Genomic DNA, 16,680 nt, shown 5'->3' with positions numbered 1-16,680 from the left:
TCGGAAGCTGAAGTCAATCGCAGTGTCCGCACTCCGCCAGAAGTACGACGGTCAATACACCTACTGCACGCACGAGGTCACACTAGACAGACGGAGACAGGAATCAAACATTAGAAACGGGGCCTCGGCACTCGAACGGAGATGGTGTACTCGTACCGCTCAGTCGAATCCATCCGTACTCACTTCGGCAGGTGTTATTCGGGCAGAATCGAACGCGACGGTACCGGGCTAGCAGTACGCTTCGAATTGGCAGGGTTAGGTCGGCCTGTCCCACGGTACTCACACCGGGACGTCGCCACCAGCCGTTAAGACCCCCCACGATGAACCGTCGGACGATGTGTCGTTCTCTATCGGGCGACCGCGACGGTCCGACGCTCGTGGCGGCCGAGTGCGAGGGGTCGACCGGGCTGCAGGTCGACGTAGGGGTGCTGGTCGCTCACGCGCCGGGAACCGATCCCGGCCGGCTTCAGTCGTTTGCGACGCAAGCTGCCGAAGATACGGTCGACGAACTCGCGTCGGTCACGGACGTCACCTGGCGGTTCTACCTCGAGGACGCGGTACCGCTCGCAGACCACGACAAGCGACGGCCCTCGGAGTTCCTCGACCGCGCCACACACCAGATGGTCGAAGGGCCGTACGACTTGATCCTCGTCGTGACGGACGTTCCGCTCGTCTCGAGTAAGGAACGGTTCGTCCCCGGACTGGCGTCGCCGCTCTCTCGCATCGCGGTCGTCTCGACGAACAACCTCCGCAGTGCGCCCCGCAACGAACCTCGACGCTCGCTCGAGGACGACGCCGTCCGCTGGAATACGGCGACGCTCGTGGTCCACCTCGTCGGACACATGCTGGGTGCTCGTCACCGCGACGCCGACGGGGGCGTCATGGAGCCGTTCCAGTTCGATCCGGACCGACGGGCCGTGCCGCCGTTCGACGCGGACGTCGAGCGATATCTCCATCGGATCGCCGCGGAGCTCCCCGCGGCCGAGGCCCGCCCGCGCGGCCCAATAGCGCGTCTCGTCTTCCACGCGGCCAGTGCCGTCCGAAACCCCGGACGAATCCTGCAGGCGCTCGGTAACAGTCGGGCGCCGTTGTTGCCGCTCTCGCTACCGAAGCTGTCGACGGCCGCGCTGACACCGACGCTCGTCATCGTCTTCAGCGCCGAATCCTGGGACGTCGGCTTCCACATGACCAACGTGACGGCAGCGCTGTTCGCGGCCGTCAGTATCTTCACGGCAACGCTCTACCTCCTGTTCGTCCAGAACCTCTCCTTCCCGCGGAAGCGACATCGGATCGTCACCGAACACACGGCCTTAGTCAACGTCACGGTCTTTTTCGTCCTCTTGCTGGCGATGGTCGGCTTATTCGGGCTCGTGTGGGCGATCATTCTCGTCATCGAACTGGTCGTCTTCCCGCCGAATTTGATGTCCAACTGGCCGAGTCTCGAGGAGCCGACCGTGGGCTTCATCGATCTCGTCCGGACCGGTGCGTTCATCAGCACCATCGGGGTACTCTCGGGCGCGTTGGCGGGTGGGCTGGAGAGTCGGCTTATCATCAGTCACCTCGCACTGTTCCCCGACCGACCGTAGCCTCCTCATCCGAATTCGAATGCGCCGATTTCCCTGGGAGGACGAGAAGTAGGACTAGTAATTCGATGGCGCCGGCACTCACGACTGGTCTACTATCCACAGCCACTGTGTTTACAGTTTCTGTAGTGTTCGCTCGTACAGTAGTCTACCAATGCGAGATTGGGTCACGTCCGGCTTTGTGTAACTCCAGAAAGCCTATCCGTACTCCCGCCACGGTGGTTCCTAGACGATGTGGAACCGTACGGCCGTGCCGGACGATACGTGTGGAAGGGCTGCCATCGTCAGGACCTGCACAGTTGATGACGAATGAGCAAAGACACCGATCTGCCGATCGACCGACGGACAGTACTCGGGACAGTTGCGAGCGGGGCGGCCGCGTTACTGGCGGGCTGTTCGCTGCTCGAACGGAGCGCCGATAACGCAACCTCGAACCTCGACGACGAACGGGCGCGCTCACTCGCCGAACGGTTCGCACCGACGATGTACTTCGATCGTCAAGAGCAGTGGTTCCCGACAGATCCTCGACGATACGAGAGCGAGCGGGATGGCGAATTCGTCGTGAATGGATTCGACGCCTTCGACGGGTACGTGAAGCGCCGGAACGATGGTGACGGACGAAAACCGCCAGAACCGACGGTGTTCTACCACGCCGTCGAGTACGACGATTCGCCGCTGGTAGTCGTGCAGTTCTGGTGTTACTCCGTCTTCGATCAGTTCACTACGAACTTCCATTGGCACGACTGGGAGGTCCTGCAGGTGTTCGTCGACACCGACACCGACGAACCGCAACTGTACGTCGCCAGTTCCCACTCCCGATCGGTGCCGAACAACGAGTTCCTCGACCCCGACCCCGAACAGCGACCGCGGATCCTCTCGGAACTCGGATCGCACTCTAGTGCCCTCTCGGTCAACGCCGACGCCGAACACTTCCAGCGGTTCCCCATAGACGACGACGTAGCCGACATCACCAATAGCGTCGTCGAGAGCCTCGAGGACGTCGCGGCAATTCCGCTGGCTTACGGCCTCCCGCGCGACGAGGGGTTGGCGCTCCCATTTGCGGTCCCCGAACTCGAGGGCGAACCGATCTACGAACACGAGCGGCTTCCGTCAGTCGACGCCTCGGATCTCGTTCCCGACGAGTTAACCGTCCGCTCGTTCGACACGCTCCAGTCGCCGCCGACAGACCTTCCGGGCCGAGAGTCGGGCTACCGTTTCGAGTACCGGGGACGTGAGGGGGCAGACCCCGACGTAGCGTACGAACTGGTCCCGACGGCCGAACTCGAACACATCGAGGAATTTACGGGGCCGCAACTGAGCTTCGAGTTCGCCATTCCGGAGTTCGCGGAGGACGCCATGGCCGGCCACCTCACGACGACCGGCGTCCCCTGGAAAGGGGCCCGGTACGACGAACCAGCAAGCGACATCACCGAAATTAGACACCGTCAGGCGCTTTCAGATCGATACGACGCTATCAGCGACCCCTCGCCAGTCAACCAGATCGTCGCCGGCATCACGAACGTGGTGGCTTCCGACGACGCCCCAGAAGACGAAGGGCTGACCACCGAATCCTCGTCGATCGAGATGCTCGCACTGCTCCAGAGCGACCCCAAAGCGGTACCGACGTTCCAGGGAATCGCCGTCCTCCAGGACGTCCCCGAGGGCGAGCACACCCTGACGATAAACGGCGCTGGCGTCGCTCCCCACAGCGAGACGATCACAGTCTCCGACGACGGCGACACAACGGTCGCCGGCGTCAACGGCGAAATCCCCACCGTGGCCCGCGAGAACGCCACGAAACTCGAGATCGATCCTGACGACGCCGACAGCAACCTCACCGCCCTCGCCGTCGAGGACGACTTCGCCGGACGGCTGTACGACGCCCCGCTGTCCGGCCCCGACGCGGTGTACGTCCACCGCGGCGGAGCGTTCACGACCGAAATTCGCGACAGCGACGGCGAGGTCGGCGCGTTCCGCGTCAACCCCGGCGATGAGGAACGAGTGCACATCGACGAGCCGCGGACGGGCAAGACCCCCCTTGCAACCTACCTCGCGGACCTCGCCGAGGAGACCCGTGTCGGTGTGGCGACCGACGACTCGGACCCATCCGACGACCAGGGCCGAGAAAACGCGATTCAGGGACTCTCGCAGGCGCTCGAAGCCGTCGTGGACGCCGCCCGCCGAGCCGCAACGCGCGCCGAGTCGGGCGACCGGGGCGGTGCGAACCGGAGTCTCGACGCGGTGGCGACCCGCCTGGAAACCGTCGAGACGCGGCTGGTGGAGGCCAGCGATTCGCTTCCGCCGACACGGGTCCGCGCGACCGAACGCCGCCTCGAGCAGGCCAAACGTCGGTCCGCTCAGGCGCGCGAGGCCCAGAAGCTCTGAGTCGATCGACTGTCCGAACGGGGAGTGGAGCGGACTGCTTTCGAAATTCCAGGGAATCGATCTGCCTTCGATGCGGACGACTCGTCTCTATCCACGTTGGGCCCGCATAGCCAAATACCTCGAGGAAATCGGTGGCCTCAGCACTCATAGGGCTCGTCATCACCGGGTGCCGAGTCCGGTTCGGAGCGAGTACGTCGTCATCGGCCACTCGAGCCTACGCCCGCTACCCAAAAATCAGTTCGTGTTTCCATCAGCTCCGTTCGGACGCCGTCCCCAGTCCTGGAATCGCAACCGTTCGCTCGAGGCGGGCCATCGCGAGCGAAGTCGTGAGCACCAGCGCGAGGTAAAACAGCGCGACGACGATGTAGATATTGGTGAACTGGAACGTATCCGAGCCGATGTGTCTGGCCTGGCGAAACAGTTCGGGGACGGTGATGAACGCCGCCAGCGAGGAGTACTTGATGAGGTAGATGAACTCGTTGGTCCAGCCTGGGATCGCGAACCGGAGCCCCTGCGGGAGGACGACGTGGCGGATGCCCTCCGTTCTGGAGAGGCCGACGGCTCTGGCCGCCGTGAGCTGTCCGGGATCGACCGACTGCAGGGCCGCCCGGATGTACTCGGCCTGGTAAGCCGAGGAGTTGATCGTGAAGCCGACGATGGCGACGAAGATGGCGGCCCGCGGAATCCCACCCTGGCCGACGAAGCCGATCGAGTCGAATGCGCTCGCCAGCGGCGACCCAAAGTAAAGGAAGAAGAGCTGGGCGAGCAGGGGCGTCCCGCGGATGAGTTCGGTGTAGGCCAGCGAGACCCGGCTGAGGATCGGGCCGCCGTACGTTCGCGCGACGGCGAGGGGGACGGCGATCACCAGGCCGAAGAGCATCGAGAGCACCGTCAGGTAGACGGTGATGAACGCACCTGCCGCCAGCGACGGCGCCGACTCGATCGCAAGGCTCACGAGGTCGAACGATTCGAACGGCTCGAGGGGGAGCCAGGGCTCGCGCTGGCTGACTCCCAGCTCCGAGCGGATTAGGTCCGGGAACCCGACGGCGGTGAACAGGCTGTCGAGCCACGCGTTGTGGTAGGCCCAGCGGGCGAGCAACCACGTCCAGAAGACGATCCCGACGGCGCCGACGACGAGCCGTCGCCGACCGGGGAGGGTGTCGATTGCCGAGCCGCGAGCCTCCTCGAGCGTGCTCATCGGTGGACGGTGAGGTCGCCGAGGAAGGCGGCAGTGCGGTCGTGTTCCGGGTCGTCAAACAGCGCCTCGGGCGGGCCGCGCTCGACGATCCGTCCCTCGTCCAGGAACGTCAGCGTCGTGGCGGCCGAGCGGGCGAACCCCATCTCGTGGGTGACACAGAGCATGGTCATCCCTTCGTCGGCGAGGTCTTTCATGACCGCGAGCACCTCGCCGATGAGTTCGGGATCGAGCGCGCTGGTCGGCTCGTCGAAGAGGATGAGTTCGGGGTCCATCGCGAGCGCGCGAGCGATGCCGACGCGTTGTTGCTGGCCGCCCGAGAGTTCGGCGGGATAGGAGTCCGCCTGGGGCTCGAGTCCGACGCGCTCGAGGTAGTCCATGGCTCTGGCGTCGGCTTCCTCGCTCGAGAGGCCGAGGACCTCCTCGAGCCCGAGGGTGATGTTGCCTCGCGCCGTCCGGTGGGCGAAGAGGCTGAAGTCCTGGAAGACCATGCCGACGCGCCGTCGGAGGTCGTTCTCGTCGATGTCGTGGATTTCGACGTCGTCGAGGTAGATGGCGCCGTCGTCGATCTCGGTGAGTCGGTTGACACACCGGAGCAAGGTCGACTTCCCCGACCCGCTGGGGCCGACGATCACTTCGACGTCCTGGGACTCCATCTCGAAGCTGACGTCGTGCAGTACCTCCTCGTCGCCGTAGGATTTGTCGACGTGGTCGACGCGTAACAGACTCATAGGCTCAGTCGTTTCCTCCGGGAATCGCGTAGCGGTCGTGCAAGTGGTCGAGCGAGCGGTTCGTCACGAACGTCAACACGAAGTAGATCAGGCTGATGGCGATGATGACCTCCATGACGGCCGTGTCGCGTCCGGGGCGAAGGTAGAGTTGCTCCGCTCGGGTGAGCAACTCCGCGAGCCCGATAGCGAAGGCGACGCTCGTGTCCTTGAGGACGATTGTAAATTCGTTCTGAAAGCCGGGGATCGATCGGCGGACCGCCTGCGGGAAGATCACGTGTCGAATCGCCCCTATTTTCGTCATCCCGACCGACCGCGCAGCTTCCATCTGGCCTTCGCTGATCGACTGGATGGCGCCTCTGAACACCTGCGCCTGGTAGGCACCGCTTCGAAGGCCGAGCGCGAGCGTCGCGGCGATAAACGCCTCCAGTCCTACGTCGAGCCCCGGAATCGTCCCGAGTCGAGGGATCGGCAACCCAAAGTAAAAGAGGACGATCAGGACGACGATGGGGGTTCCACGGAGGACGACGCCGACGGTGCTCACCGTCTCCCGAAGCCAGCCCGAGCCATATACCTCTACGGCGCCCGCCGGGAATCCCGACAGGAAGCCGAGCGTGAGGCTCGTGATCGTGAGCAAGACCGTGACGAACGTGCCGAGGAGGAGAAAATCCCAGCTCGAGGCGACGAACTGCCAGTCGCTCGCCTGCAAGACGACGGGGTCCATGATTCGTTACTCGAACCAGGTTTCGATGAGTTCCTCGTAGGTGTCGTCGTTCCGAATCTCCTCGAGGGCGTCGTTAATGTCGCCGAGGCGGTCGTCGTCCTGACGCATGCCGAAGCCGAACACCTCGCCGGTCTCGATCTCGAACGCGACTTCGACGTCCCGCCCGGACGCGAAGTTCTGTGCGACGGGGATGTCGATGATGATTGCGTCGACGTTCCCGTTCTCGAGGTCCTCGACTGCCAGCGGGTAGTTGTCGTACTGGCGGACATCGTCTTCCTCGAGGATGCCCTCTTCGACGAGTGCCTCGGCTTCGTCCAGACCGGTCGTTCCGCCCTGTGCGCCCACGGTAAGGCCCTCGAGGTCTTCGACCGCGCTCGCGTCGACGTCACTGCCGGCGGCGACGAGCACGGCCTGGTCGGACTCGTAGTAGGGGTCCGAGAACGCAATCGCTTCCTGGCGCTCCTCGTTGATCGTCATCCCGGCGGCGATGAAGTCGATGTTCCCCTCCGTGAGCGACGGAATCAGCGAGTCGAACTCGGTGTCGGTCCAGTCGCCGACCTCGTAGCCGGCCCGGTCGATGGTTTCCTCGGCGAGGTCGATGTCGAATCCGACGAGTTCGTCGTCCTCGTTGATGAACTCGAACGGTGCGAATCCAGATGCGGTGCCAGGGACGATCACGTCCTCGTCGCCACCACCGAGGACGTCGCCAAGGCAACCGGCGACGCCGGCGGTCGCACCGACCGCGCCGACGGTCTTGAGGTACGCACGGCGATCCATGTCGAATCTGCGAGTCATACCCGTGAACTCGCAAGACTGACGTTTTAACGTTTCGCACGAGGGGCGCAAACCGGCGCTCTCGGGACCCTCGAGAGTGGCTCGCGGCAAATATTGTGCGCCACTTATCAGTACACTATCCGATTACTACTCAATCACTACCTGACCACTCTCCGATCACAACCGAAGAACACCGTGACGCCGTCTCTCGATCCGAACGTCGACCTGGATAGAGGACCCGAGCGTCGATCTGGCCGACGACCTGAACCGACAGTCGAACGAAGAGCCGACAGTATAAGTCAGTGCCTCGAGACCTGGGTCGTAGATGCGACGTTCGAGGCGGCGGTCGACGGGGTTGGACACAATAGACGACCGAAGAACCGAGATGCGTGCAGACGGCGGTGACGAGCCCGAACGTACCGACGCGGACGACCGTACTGACGGCCAACGCGCCAGACGCGCCGACCGCTCGAGCAGACCCCTGGTGAGCTTCGTCGTCCCCGCGCGAAACGAGGCCGAGTACATTCGAGGGGCCCTCTCGAGCATCGAGGCCCTGGACACTGCCTACGACTACGAGGTGATCGTCGTCGACGGCGACTCGAGCGACGCCACTCGAGACGTCGCCTGCGAGTACGACGTGACGGTCGTCTCCGGCCCGGCGGACGGAATCGCGGCGGCGAGAAACCGTGGTGCGCACCAGGCCGAGGGCGAGTGGCTGGCCTTCGTCGACGCCGACACCGAGGTTCGCGCCTCGTACCTGACCCGGATGCTCGGGTTCGTCGAGGCCGAGGGGCTGGCCGCGGCTTCCTCGCGCTGTCGGGTGACCGGCCCACTCCGGGCGAAGTGCATGGAGGCGACGATCAATTATGTGTTCCCGCGGCTCGAGCGGCCGGTCCTGCCGGGGTTCAACACGTTCGTCCACCGCGACGCATTCGAGGCAGTCGGCGGCTTTCCACCGGTCGCCAACGAGGACACGGCGTTCAGTCGGACGCTCGCGCGCTCGTTTCCGACGGGCTACTGTCCGCGGGTGTTGGTCGAGACGTCGGGTCGACGGATCGCAGCGACCGGTCTGACGGGCACGCTCTGGCACTACGTGAGACTCGACGTCGATCGCGTGTTTGGGTGACCTTCGTAGGGTGAACGGCGTTACTCGACGTGTGGCCCCTAGTCGGAAGACGGCGAACTGCCGAATCGAGCGCCGAACTCGGAGAATCGGTTCTACGTGCTGAAACCGAGGCCGTGACACCGTCTGAACGCGTACTTGAATACGACAGGTCAACGTTTTTTGTGTCTGTCGGTGACTTTCAACCTGGTCTGAAACCTCGAGCGCGAGAGGACACAGACCGCTTGGAATTCACCCGTTGACGATCGAATCTGGCCACCTCTCCCACCCTCCCCCCTCCCGAGGTGGCCATTCTCACTCCTCACTGGCACCTGGAACCTGGCACCGGCTTCGAGCGGCTAGTCGTCCGAGAGTCGCACCGTGGCGGTTGGCGATCGGGAGTTGAAAGTCAAAAATCGAAATTACCGAACACCAGTACGCGCGTTACTCCGACTGGGCGTCGACGACCGCCACTCCGGCCAGGTTGACGATGTCTTTGACCTCGTCGCCCCGCTGGAGGACGTGAACCGGTTTGTCCATCCCGACGAGCATCGGGCCGATGGCCTCCGCACCGCCGAGGCGCTGAAGGAGTTTGTAGCCGATATTGCCCGACTCGAGGTTCGGGAAGACGAGCACGTTCGCCGGGGCGTCCAGGTCGGAGAACTCGTAGGTACCGGTGAGGATGTCCTCGACGACGGCCGTGTCAGCCTGCATCTCGCCGTCGACGGGGAAGTCGACCTCGGGGTCGCCCTGGAGCATCGCGGCGGCGCGACGTGGCTTTCGCGTCCCCTCGTTGTCGACGCTCCCGAAGTTGGAGTACGAGAGCAGGGCTGCCCGCGGCTCAACGTTGAACCGGCGGGCGAGTTTCGCGGTCTGTTTCGTGACCTCCGCCAGCACCTCCTCGTCGGGGTCCTGGTTCACGGTGGCGTCCGCACAGAAGACGATCCGATTCTTGAACGTCATGAGGTAGACGCCGGCGGCGTAGTCGACGTCGTCGGCAGTGCCGATGACCTGCAACGGCGGTCGAAGCGCCGAGGGATAGTGGTGGGTCAGTCCCGTGAGCAGGGCGTCAGCATCCCCCTCCTCGACCATCACGCTGCCGAAGTAGTTCGTATCCCGGCGGATCAGTTCGGTCGCCTCCGAGCGCGTGATCCCCTTGCGCTGGCGCAGGTCGAACAGCCGTTCGGCGTACTCGTCGTAGGCGCCCGCGGTCGGGTCCGCAACAGTGGGCGTGAAGTCGAGGCCGAGATTCGCCGCCGTCCGGGCGATCGTGTCCTCCTCGCCGATGAGGACCGGGTTGGCGATCCCCTGCTCCTGGAGCTGGTAGGCTGCCCGTATCATCTTCTCGTCTTCGCCCTCCGCGAGCGCGACGCGTTTGGGGTCGCTCTTGGCCTTGTTGAGAACGACGCGCATCATCTCCCGGGACTTCCCGAGGCGGGCCTCGAGTTGCTCCTCGTAGGCCTCGACGTCGATCTCGGTCCGGGCCGCGCCGGAGTCCATCGCCGCCTGGGCGACCGCGGGGGCGACGCGGAACAGCACCCGCGGATCGACCGGCTTGGGGATAATGTAGTCGGGACCGAACTGGATCGCCTCGTCGCCGTAGGCCTTGACGACCGCGTCGGGTACGTCCTGGCGGGCGAGGTCGGCGAGCGCCTCGGCTGCCGCGACTTTCATCGCCTCGTTGATCTCGGTCGCGCGAACGTCGAGAGCGCCGCGGAAGATGAACGGGAACCCGAGGACGTTGTTGACCTGATTGGGGTAGTCCGAGCGGCCGGTGGCCATGATGACGTCGTCGTCGCGGGCGTCTTTGGCCTCCTGGTAGCCGATTTCGGGGTCCGGGTTTGCCATCGCGAAGATGATCGGATTGTCGCCCATCGACGCCACCATCTCCGGGGAGACGATGCCGCCGACCGAGAGGCCGACGAAGACGTCCGCACCCTCGAGCGCGTCCGCCAGGTCACCCTCGGGGACGTCGCGGGCGAACTCGCGTTTGTACTCGTTGACGTCGCCGGCGTCGGCTCGCGCCTGCGTGATGATCCCTGAGGAGTCACACATCTGGATGTTCTCTCGCTTCGCGCCCAGCGAGACGTAGAACCGGGCCGTCGAGAGCGCGCTCGCACCGGCGCCCGAGAAGACAATTTTCAGGTCCTCGAGGTCCTTGCCGGCGATTTCGGCGGCATTGACGAGCGCGGCGCCGGAGATGATGGCCGTCCCGTGTTGGTCGTCGTGGAAGACGGGGACGTCCATCTCCTCGCGGAGGCGCTCCTCGATGGTGAAACACTCGGGGGCTTTGATGTCCTCGAGGTTGACGCCACCGAAGGTCGGTTCCATCATCTTGACGGCCTCGACGAATTTGTGGGGGTCGGCCTCGTCGAGTTCAATGTCGAAGACGTCGATGTCGGCGAAGCGTTTGAACAGGACGCCCTTGCCTTCCATGACGGGTTTCGAGGCCTGCGCGCCGATGTCGCCCAGTCCGAGGACGGCGGAGCCGTTCGAGACGACGCCGACGAGGTTCCCCTTCGCTGTGTAGGTGTAGGCGTCGGTTTCGTCCTCGTGTATCTCCATACACGGCGCGGCGACGCCCGGCGAGTACGCCAGCGAGAGGTCTCGCTGGGTGTTCGTCGGCTTCGTCGTCGAAATTTCGATCTTGCCCGGTGGCTCGCTCCGGTGATACTCCAGCGAGTCTTCGTCCAGTCCCATATCGGGGAGAGGAACGTGCAGTACAAAAAACGATGCGAAGCGGATGTTCGACGATCGTCGTATATCGCTCGAGAGCGGGAATCGACGATTCGACCCTTTTATACGCACCCCACCAGTGACAACGGGTATGGACGTCGCGCTTGGTGGGACCTTCGACCCCGTTCACGATGGCCATCGACGGCTCTTCGAACGGGCGTTCGAACTCGGGGACGTGACCGTCGGGCTGACCAGCAACGAACTTGCACCGAAGACCCGACACGTCGACCGGTACGTCCGCCCCTACGACGAGCGAAAGCGCGACCTGGAGGCCGAACTCGAGGCACTCGCCGAGAAACACGACCGCGAGTTCGAGGTCCGGACGCTCACCGAGCCGACGGGAATCGCGACAGAGGCCCAGTTCGACTACCTGATCGTCTCGCCCGAGACGGTCGATGGTGGCAAGAAAATCAACGACCTGCGCCGCGAGCGCGGCCACGACCCGCTGGAACTCGTGGTCGTCCCCCACGTCCGGGCCGAGGACGACGACATCATCTCGAGTACTCGCATCGTCAACGGCGAGATCGACGAGCACGGGAACCTGACGCCCGACCGCGAGGGGCGGGAGTCCTCTCGGCCAGAGTAACGCGACGTACCGAGCGGATTCGGCCAGTTTTCGTTCGGCGCCGAGACGCGACCTTGAGCGCCGTTCAGATTTTCTGCGGGATGCGAACGAGGTCTTCGAGCGGCGCGTCTGGCTATCACCGTCAGTATCGATCGAGAACCGTAACTCGATCGAACCCTCGAGCGGGTCGACCGCCGCTATCTGACGACGTACGGATTTCCTAATCTCGTCGGAGCGCCAATAGATATCTCTAAGTGTGAGGAATAATTACACCCCACTTGCAACAGCCATCAGGCGCGATGACACGGCACACGGCCTCGAGTCGCACGCTCGAGCGGCGGTCCGAACTCGCGCTCGCGGACACCATCGGACGATCCACCAACCATGAGCGACAATTCACGAGACGACGACTCGAGATCGCTGTACAGACGAACCGTCCTCGGCGGCGTTGCGGGACTCGGCGCCTACGGACTGACGGCCGGACTGAGCGGCTCGGTCGCGGCGAGCGCCCCGGAGGGCGTGACGGCAAGCGGCATCGACTCCTTCCACCCCGGCCACCCGCGCTTCGTCCAGGTCGGCGAGAAACTGTGGAACTCGGCGTTCGTCGGCCCCGAGATGATTGGCGGGCGAGACAACCTCGCCCCGCGGGTACCCGAGGCCAGCCCGAACCCGGAGGGCTACACAGCTGAGGACTTCACCTGGTCCGTCGCGCAGCGTCCAGAGGGGAGCGAGGTCGAGCTCACCTACCAGTCGTCACTCGACCTGGATCGACCCAGGTACGACGAGGGCCGGGACAACGTCGCCGAGTTCGAGGCCGACGTCCCCGGCACCTACGTCCTCGAACTCGAGGCGCCCGACGGCACTCATGAACTGACGATCCACGCGTTTCCCGAATCCGAGGGGGGAGCAGGCGGCCAGCCCCGGATCGAACTCGAAGGACGGTACGAGGACGGCGAGTACGTCCTCGAGACGAACGCGCGACTCGCGCCGAACAGTCGGGCGACGCGGGCCGACCTCGAGGTCGCCTTCCTCGCGGACGACCGCGACGCGCTCGCTACCGACGCGATTCAGGTCGACGGACTAACCGGGCGCGTACCCGAGTCGGCCCTCGAGGGCGAGCCTGCCCGCGTCCACGCGGTCGCCTACGACGGCGACAGCCTGAGCACCCTCGATACGATCGAACTCGGACCCGACGGCGCGATCAACCTGCCCAACCGCCCGCCGGAGTGGATGGCCGAGGGCGTCATGTACCAGATCTTCCCGCGCTCGTGGGCGGGCGAACGTGGCGCGACGACGTTCGAGGACCTGATCGACGGCGTCGATTACCTCGCCGATCTGGGCGTCGACGCGGTCTGGCTGACGCCCGTCGTTCCGGCCGAGAGCGTCGACAAACTGTACGGCAACAACAACGATTCCGGCTTCCAGGAGGGGCCGCCCGGCGGCGGACCGCACGGCTACGACACGAACGACTACTTCGGAATCGCCGAGGACCTCGTCCCGGACGGGATGAATCCCATCGAGGCCTACGCGGCATTCGTCGACGCCTGCCACGAGCAGGACATCAAGGTCGTCTTCGACCTCGTGAGCAACCACGCCGGACGGGGACACGACTACTTCCAGGACACCATCGCCGAGCAGGGATCCAAACCGCCAGCACCGAGCTGGGAGTACCCGCCCGTGGAAGCCTGGAACGAGGACTCGAAACACTTCGACTGGTGGGACCGCCTCGAGGCGCCGATCACCCACGACGGCGAGACGGTGGAACCGGCCCCCAGTCCGACCGGCTTCTGGGGCCTCCGGGTCATGCCCAACTGGAACTACGACAACGTGGCGGTCCGCGAGCACATGCTCGCCGTTGCCGAGTTCTGGTCGGGCGAGGTCGGCGTCGACGGCTTCCGCTGTGACATTGCCTGGGGGGTCCCCCACAGTTTCTGGAAGGCGGTCCGCGAGGTCGTTCGGTCGAACGATAGCGAGTTCCTCATGCTCGACGAGACGATCCCGAAGGATCCCGCCTTCTCGGAGAACGAGTTCGACATGCACTTCGACACCGAGGGGTTCACGACGACGACCCACGACGTTGCCGGCGGACTGGCCTCGCCCACCGACCTCTACGACGACGTACGGGCGCGAGCGTCGGAGGGGATCCCGGACCACTCGCTCGTGCTCAACGCCACCGAGAACCACGACGAGTTGCGCCTGCTCAACCAGACCGTGATCGACCAGGCGAACCCGAACCACGACGAGACCTCCGACGACGAGTGGGAGGGCGGCGCCGCCCTTCAGCGCGCCTGCTGGGCCGCCGGCGTCACCCTCCCCGGCGTCCCCTTCGTCTACTACGGCCAGGAGCGCCAGATCAGCCGCTTCGGCAAGGGTCGACACATGGGCGAGGACGACCTTCGAGGCTACAATGACGACGGCTCGGTCAACAGTGGCGCCGACGTCCGCCCCGGCGGTCGCCAGCGAGCGTTCATGAACTGGGACGCGTACGACGAGGACCACCTCGAGTTCTACCGGACACTCATCAGTGCGTACCACGACCTCGACGTGCTGAAGAACAACGCCGAGCTCGTCGGCGAGTGGCACGAATCCGACGACCGCGTGCTCGTCTTCGGCCGCGACGCCAGCCACCTCGAGGACGTCGACGGGCCCGAGCGCGTCGTCGTGATCGTCAACTTCGACCCCGAAGGGGCAGCGACCGTCGACCTGCGGTCGGACGTGCACGTGACCGACGTCGTCTCCGGCGCGGATCTGGAGGTCGAGGCCGACGACGAACGACGCGCTGTCGAGGTTGACCAGGTCGCGATCCTCGAGACGCCGACGTTCTTCGCCGCGGGCGACCGCATCGCGAACCTCTCCGTCACCCCGGGAACCGACAAGGGCGGCAACGGCCGCTACCAGTACCCGACCGACGACCGGTTCACCGACGGCATCTTCGATCTGACCGCGTTCTCGGTTCACGACGGCGGCGATACCTACCAGTTCCGCGCGGCGGTCGGCGGCGACCTCGAGAACTACGACGGCTACGACGGGGGCTTCTCCGCCCAGCACCTCCAGTTGTACCTCAGCGACGGCTCCGACGACGGGACGACGGAGATGCGTGAGGGCGTCAACGCGACTCTCGAGCGCCCTCACCAGTACCGGGTCGTCGTCGACGGCGAACACGGGACGCGACTCGAGGCCGCCGACGGGACGCTCCTCGCCGAGGGCGACGTCGCCGCGAACCCGGCCGCCGACGAGATTCTCGTCGACGTGCCGAAGGCCGCGCTGGAGACGCCCCTCGACGACCTGGACGTCGCGGTGGTGATGCTGGGCTACGATCCGGACGCGCCGGGGAACGTCATGCAGGCCGAGGCGGAGGCCACCGAGACGACCTTCGGCGGCGCACAGAACGACTCCGCGCCGAACGCGATCGACGTGGTGACGCCGGCAGACGTCGACTGGTACCGTGGATTGGCCTACAGCGACGGGACGCGAGCGACAGTGCAGTACATCCCGCTCGTGACCACACTCGAGCCGGTCGCCACGTTCGACGAACCCACCGGCGAGCCCTACGGCCCGGGGACCTACGAGTACCCGACGAGCGACGACTTCTACGAGGGTGCCTGGGACATCGACGAACTGACCGTCTCGGCCTCGCGAGATCACGTCGAGTTCGCGTTCACGATGGCCAGCGAGATCCAGAACCCCTGGGGGCTCCCCCGCGGCTTCTCCCACCAGTTCTTCCAGGTGTACGTCCACGACCCCGACGCCGACGTAGAGGGAACCACGGAGGGTCGAACCGGGCTGAACGCCAACATGGCGACGCCCTACCACTACCGCGTCGTCGTCAACGGCGAGTCGGTCAAGAGCGTCGAGTCGGCGGCGGGCGATTCCGTGTCGTCGAACGTCGAGACGAACGTGGAAGGGGGCACGGTCTCGGTCCGCGTTCCTGCCGACGCCATCGGCTGGGACGTCGATGTCGACGGCGGGATCGGTATCGCGGCACTCGTCGCCCCGTTCGACGGCTACGGGGACGGCGCGATTCGCGGTATCGCCCCCGAGGCCGGCGAGTACGTTATCGGCGGCGGCACTGGCGAGAACGATCCGGCCGTGATGGACATGGTCACCCCCGAGGGCGTGGACCGCGTCGAAGTGCTCTCGGAATCCGACGGATCGGTGCCGCAACTTCCGTTCGTCGTACTCGGTGACGTCGACCTGCCCGAGGCCGGGGACGGGTCCTCGAGCGACGGGAGCGATGGAAGCGATGGAAGCGGCGGCAGCGAAGGGGCCGACGGCGACGACGGCAGCGACGGCGATGGCGCAGACAACAATGGTAGCGACGCCGACGGCAACGGCAACGACGAAAACGAAAGTACGGACGAGAGTAATGGCGGCTCGAGCGACGACAGCGGAAGCGGCGGAAACGGCGGATCGGAAGACGATGGACTCCCCGGTTTCGGCGCCGTCGTCGGCACCGCAGGCGTCGCCGGCGGAACCGCACTGGCAGCGAAGCGTCTCGCCCGCGAGGACGACGAATAACGCCTCGCTACTCGCATTTGCCGTCGGCGTTCGAGGCCGGTGGGCGTGGTCGTCTCGAGCGCGAATCGGTCGGCGACACTCGGTGAGCGCACCGGGCGAAAACGCGTCTCGACGTCTCGAAAACCATCAGGAAACGGAACACTTTCGCTAGTGTAGCGGCCGCCTACCGGAAGGACATCGGTGTTTTCCCGCTGGAACGATCCCGTGAATCGGGAGTATCGACCATTACTCAGTGCGCCGAATGAAGCCCTCACTATCTGGCGACGGTGGATCGCGAATAGAAGAGGATGCGTTCGCGAGGGAATCAGGCGCTCAGCTGATTCGCTCGGATCGGTGGCGATCTGCGCTGACGATGCGGTTCGGCGCGTCT

10 protein-coding genes are annotated in these 16,680 nt (G+C 65.0%); 5 read left to right on the top strand and 5 right to left on the bottom strand.

The genetic code is table 11. The features are described from left to right. Positions 1 to 335 precede the first annotated feature (335 nt). Together AC6I65_RS07395 and AC6I65_RS07390 are read left to right on the top strand one after the other, a co-directional pair. Positions 336 to 1,586 (top strand): hypothetical protein, encoded by a 1,251-nt coding sequence (locus AC6I65_RS07395; protein WP_497901284.1) that lies wholly within the window; start codon positions 336 to 338, stop codon positions 1,584 to 1,586. Positions 1,587 to 1,892: 306 nt separating this feature from the next. Then, the gene (locus AC6I65_RS07390; RefSeq protein WP_497901283.1) at positions 1,893 to 3,968 is read left to right on the top strand and encodes a hypothetical protein; all 2,076 of its coding nucleotides are present in this window, start codon (positions 1,893 to 1,895) and stop codon (positions 3,966 to 3,968) included. Between the two features lie 250 nt (positions 3,969 to 4,218). On the opposite strand, the gene AC6I65_RS07385 is transcribed toward AC6I65_RS07390, so the two are convergent. Genes AC6I65_RS07385 through AC6I65_RS07370 form a run of 4 tightly spaced genes read right to left on the bottom strand, consistent with a single transcriptional unit; the run spans position 4,219 to position 7,410 of the window. Further along, entirely contained in the window at positions 4,219 to 5,166 is a 948-nt protein-coding gene (locus AC6I65_RS07385; RefSeq protein ID WP_497901282.1) for an amino acid ABC transporter permease, read from the bottom strand. Then, positions 5,163 to 5,894 carry an amino acid ABC transporter ATP-binding protein gene (locus AC6I65_RS07380; RefSeq protein ID WP_305882359.1) on the bottom strand — a complete coding sequence of 244 codons (732 nt, stop codon included), beginning with the start codon at positions 5,892 to 5,894 and terminating at the stop codon, positions 5,163 to 5,165. The genes AC6I65_RS07385 and AC6I65_RS07380 overlap by 4 nt, the downstream gene beginning before the upstream one ends. Positions 5,895 to 5,898: 4 nt before the next feature. After that, positions 5,899 to 6,615: an amino acid ABC transporter permease gene (locus AC6I65_RS07375; RefSeq protein WP_497901281.1), complete on the bottom strand. Its 717-nt coding sequence runs from the start codon at positions 6,613 to 6,615 to the stop codon at positions 5,899 to 5,901. Positions 6,616 to 6,621: 6 nt separating this feature from the next. Beyond that, entirely contained in the window at positions 6,622 to 7,410 is a 789-nt protein-coding gene (locus AC6I65_RS07370; RefSeq protein ID WP_497901280.1) for a transporter substrate-binding domain-containing protein, read from the bottom strand. A gap of 364 nt (positions 7,411 to 7,774) precedes the next feature. Between AC6I65_RS07370 and AC6I65_RS07365 the strand changes: the two genes are divergently transcribed. Next, positions 7,775 to 8,515, top strand: coding sequence for a glycosyltransferase family 2 protein (locus AC6I65_RS07365; RefSeq protein ID WP_497901279.1), 741 nt, complete (start codon positions 7,775 to 7,777; stop codon positions 8,513 to 8,515). Positions 8,516 to 8,935: 420 nt separating this feature from the next. Here AC6I65_RS07365 and AC6I65_RS07360 read toward each other — a convergent pair whose 3' ends face one another. Continuing rightward, complete coding sequence (locus tag AC6I65_RS07360; RefSeq protein WP_497901278.1) at positions 8,936 to 11,191, bottom strand: NADP-dependent malic enzyme; 2,256 nt, start codon at positions 11,189 to 11,191, stop codon at positions 8,936 to 8,938. A 127-nt stretch (positions 11,192 to 11,318) separates the two neighbouring features. Here AC6I65_RS07360 and AC6I65_RS07355 point away from each other — a divergent pair, with 127 nt between their 5' ends. Continuing rightward, on the top strand, positions 11,319 to 11,813 hold the full coding sequence (locus AC6I65_RS07355) for a phosphopantetheine adenylyltransferase (protein WP_497901277.1): 495 nt from the start codon (positions 11,319 to 11,321) through the stop codon (positions 11,811 to 11,813). A gap of 363 nt (positions 11,814 to 12,176) precedes the next feature. Continuing rightward, complete coding sequence (locus tag AC6I65_RS07350) at positions 12,177 to 16,310, top strand: glucodextranase DOMON-like domain-containing protein (RefSeq protein WP_497901276.1); 4,134 nt, start codon at positions 12,177 to 12,179, stop codon at positions 16,308 to 16,310. The last annotated feature ends 370 nt before the right edge of the window (positions 16,311 to 16,680 follow it).

This window comes from Natronosalvus sp. KLKA75 (genome assembly GCF_059736265.1).
The sequence above is the reverse complement of the archived record's forward strand: the minus strand, read 5'-3'. Positions and strand labels throughout refer to the sequence as shown.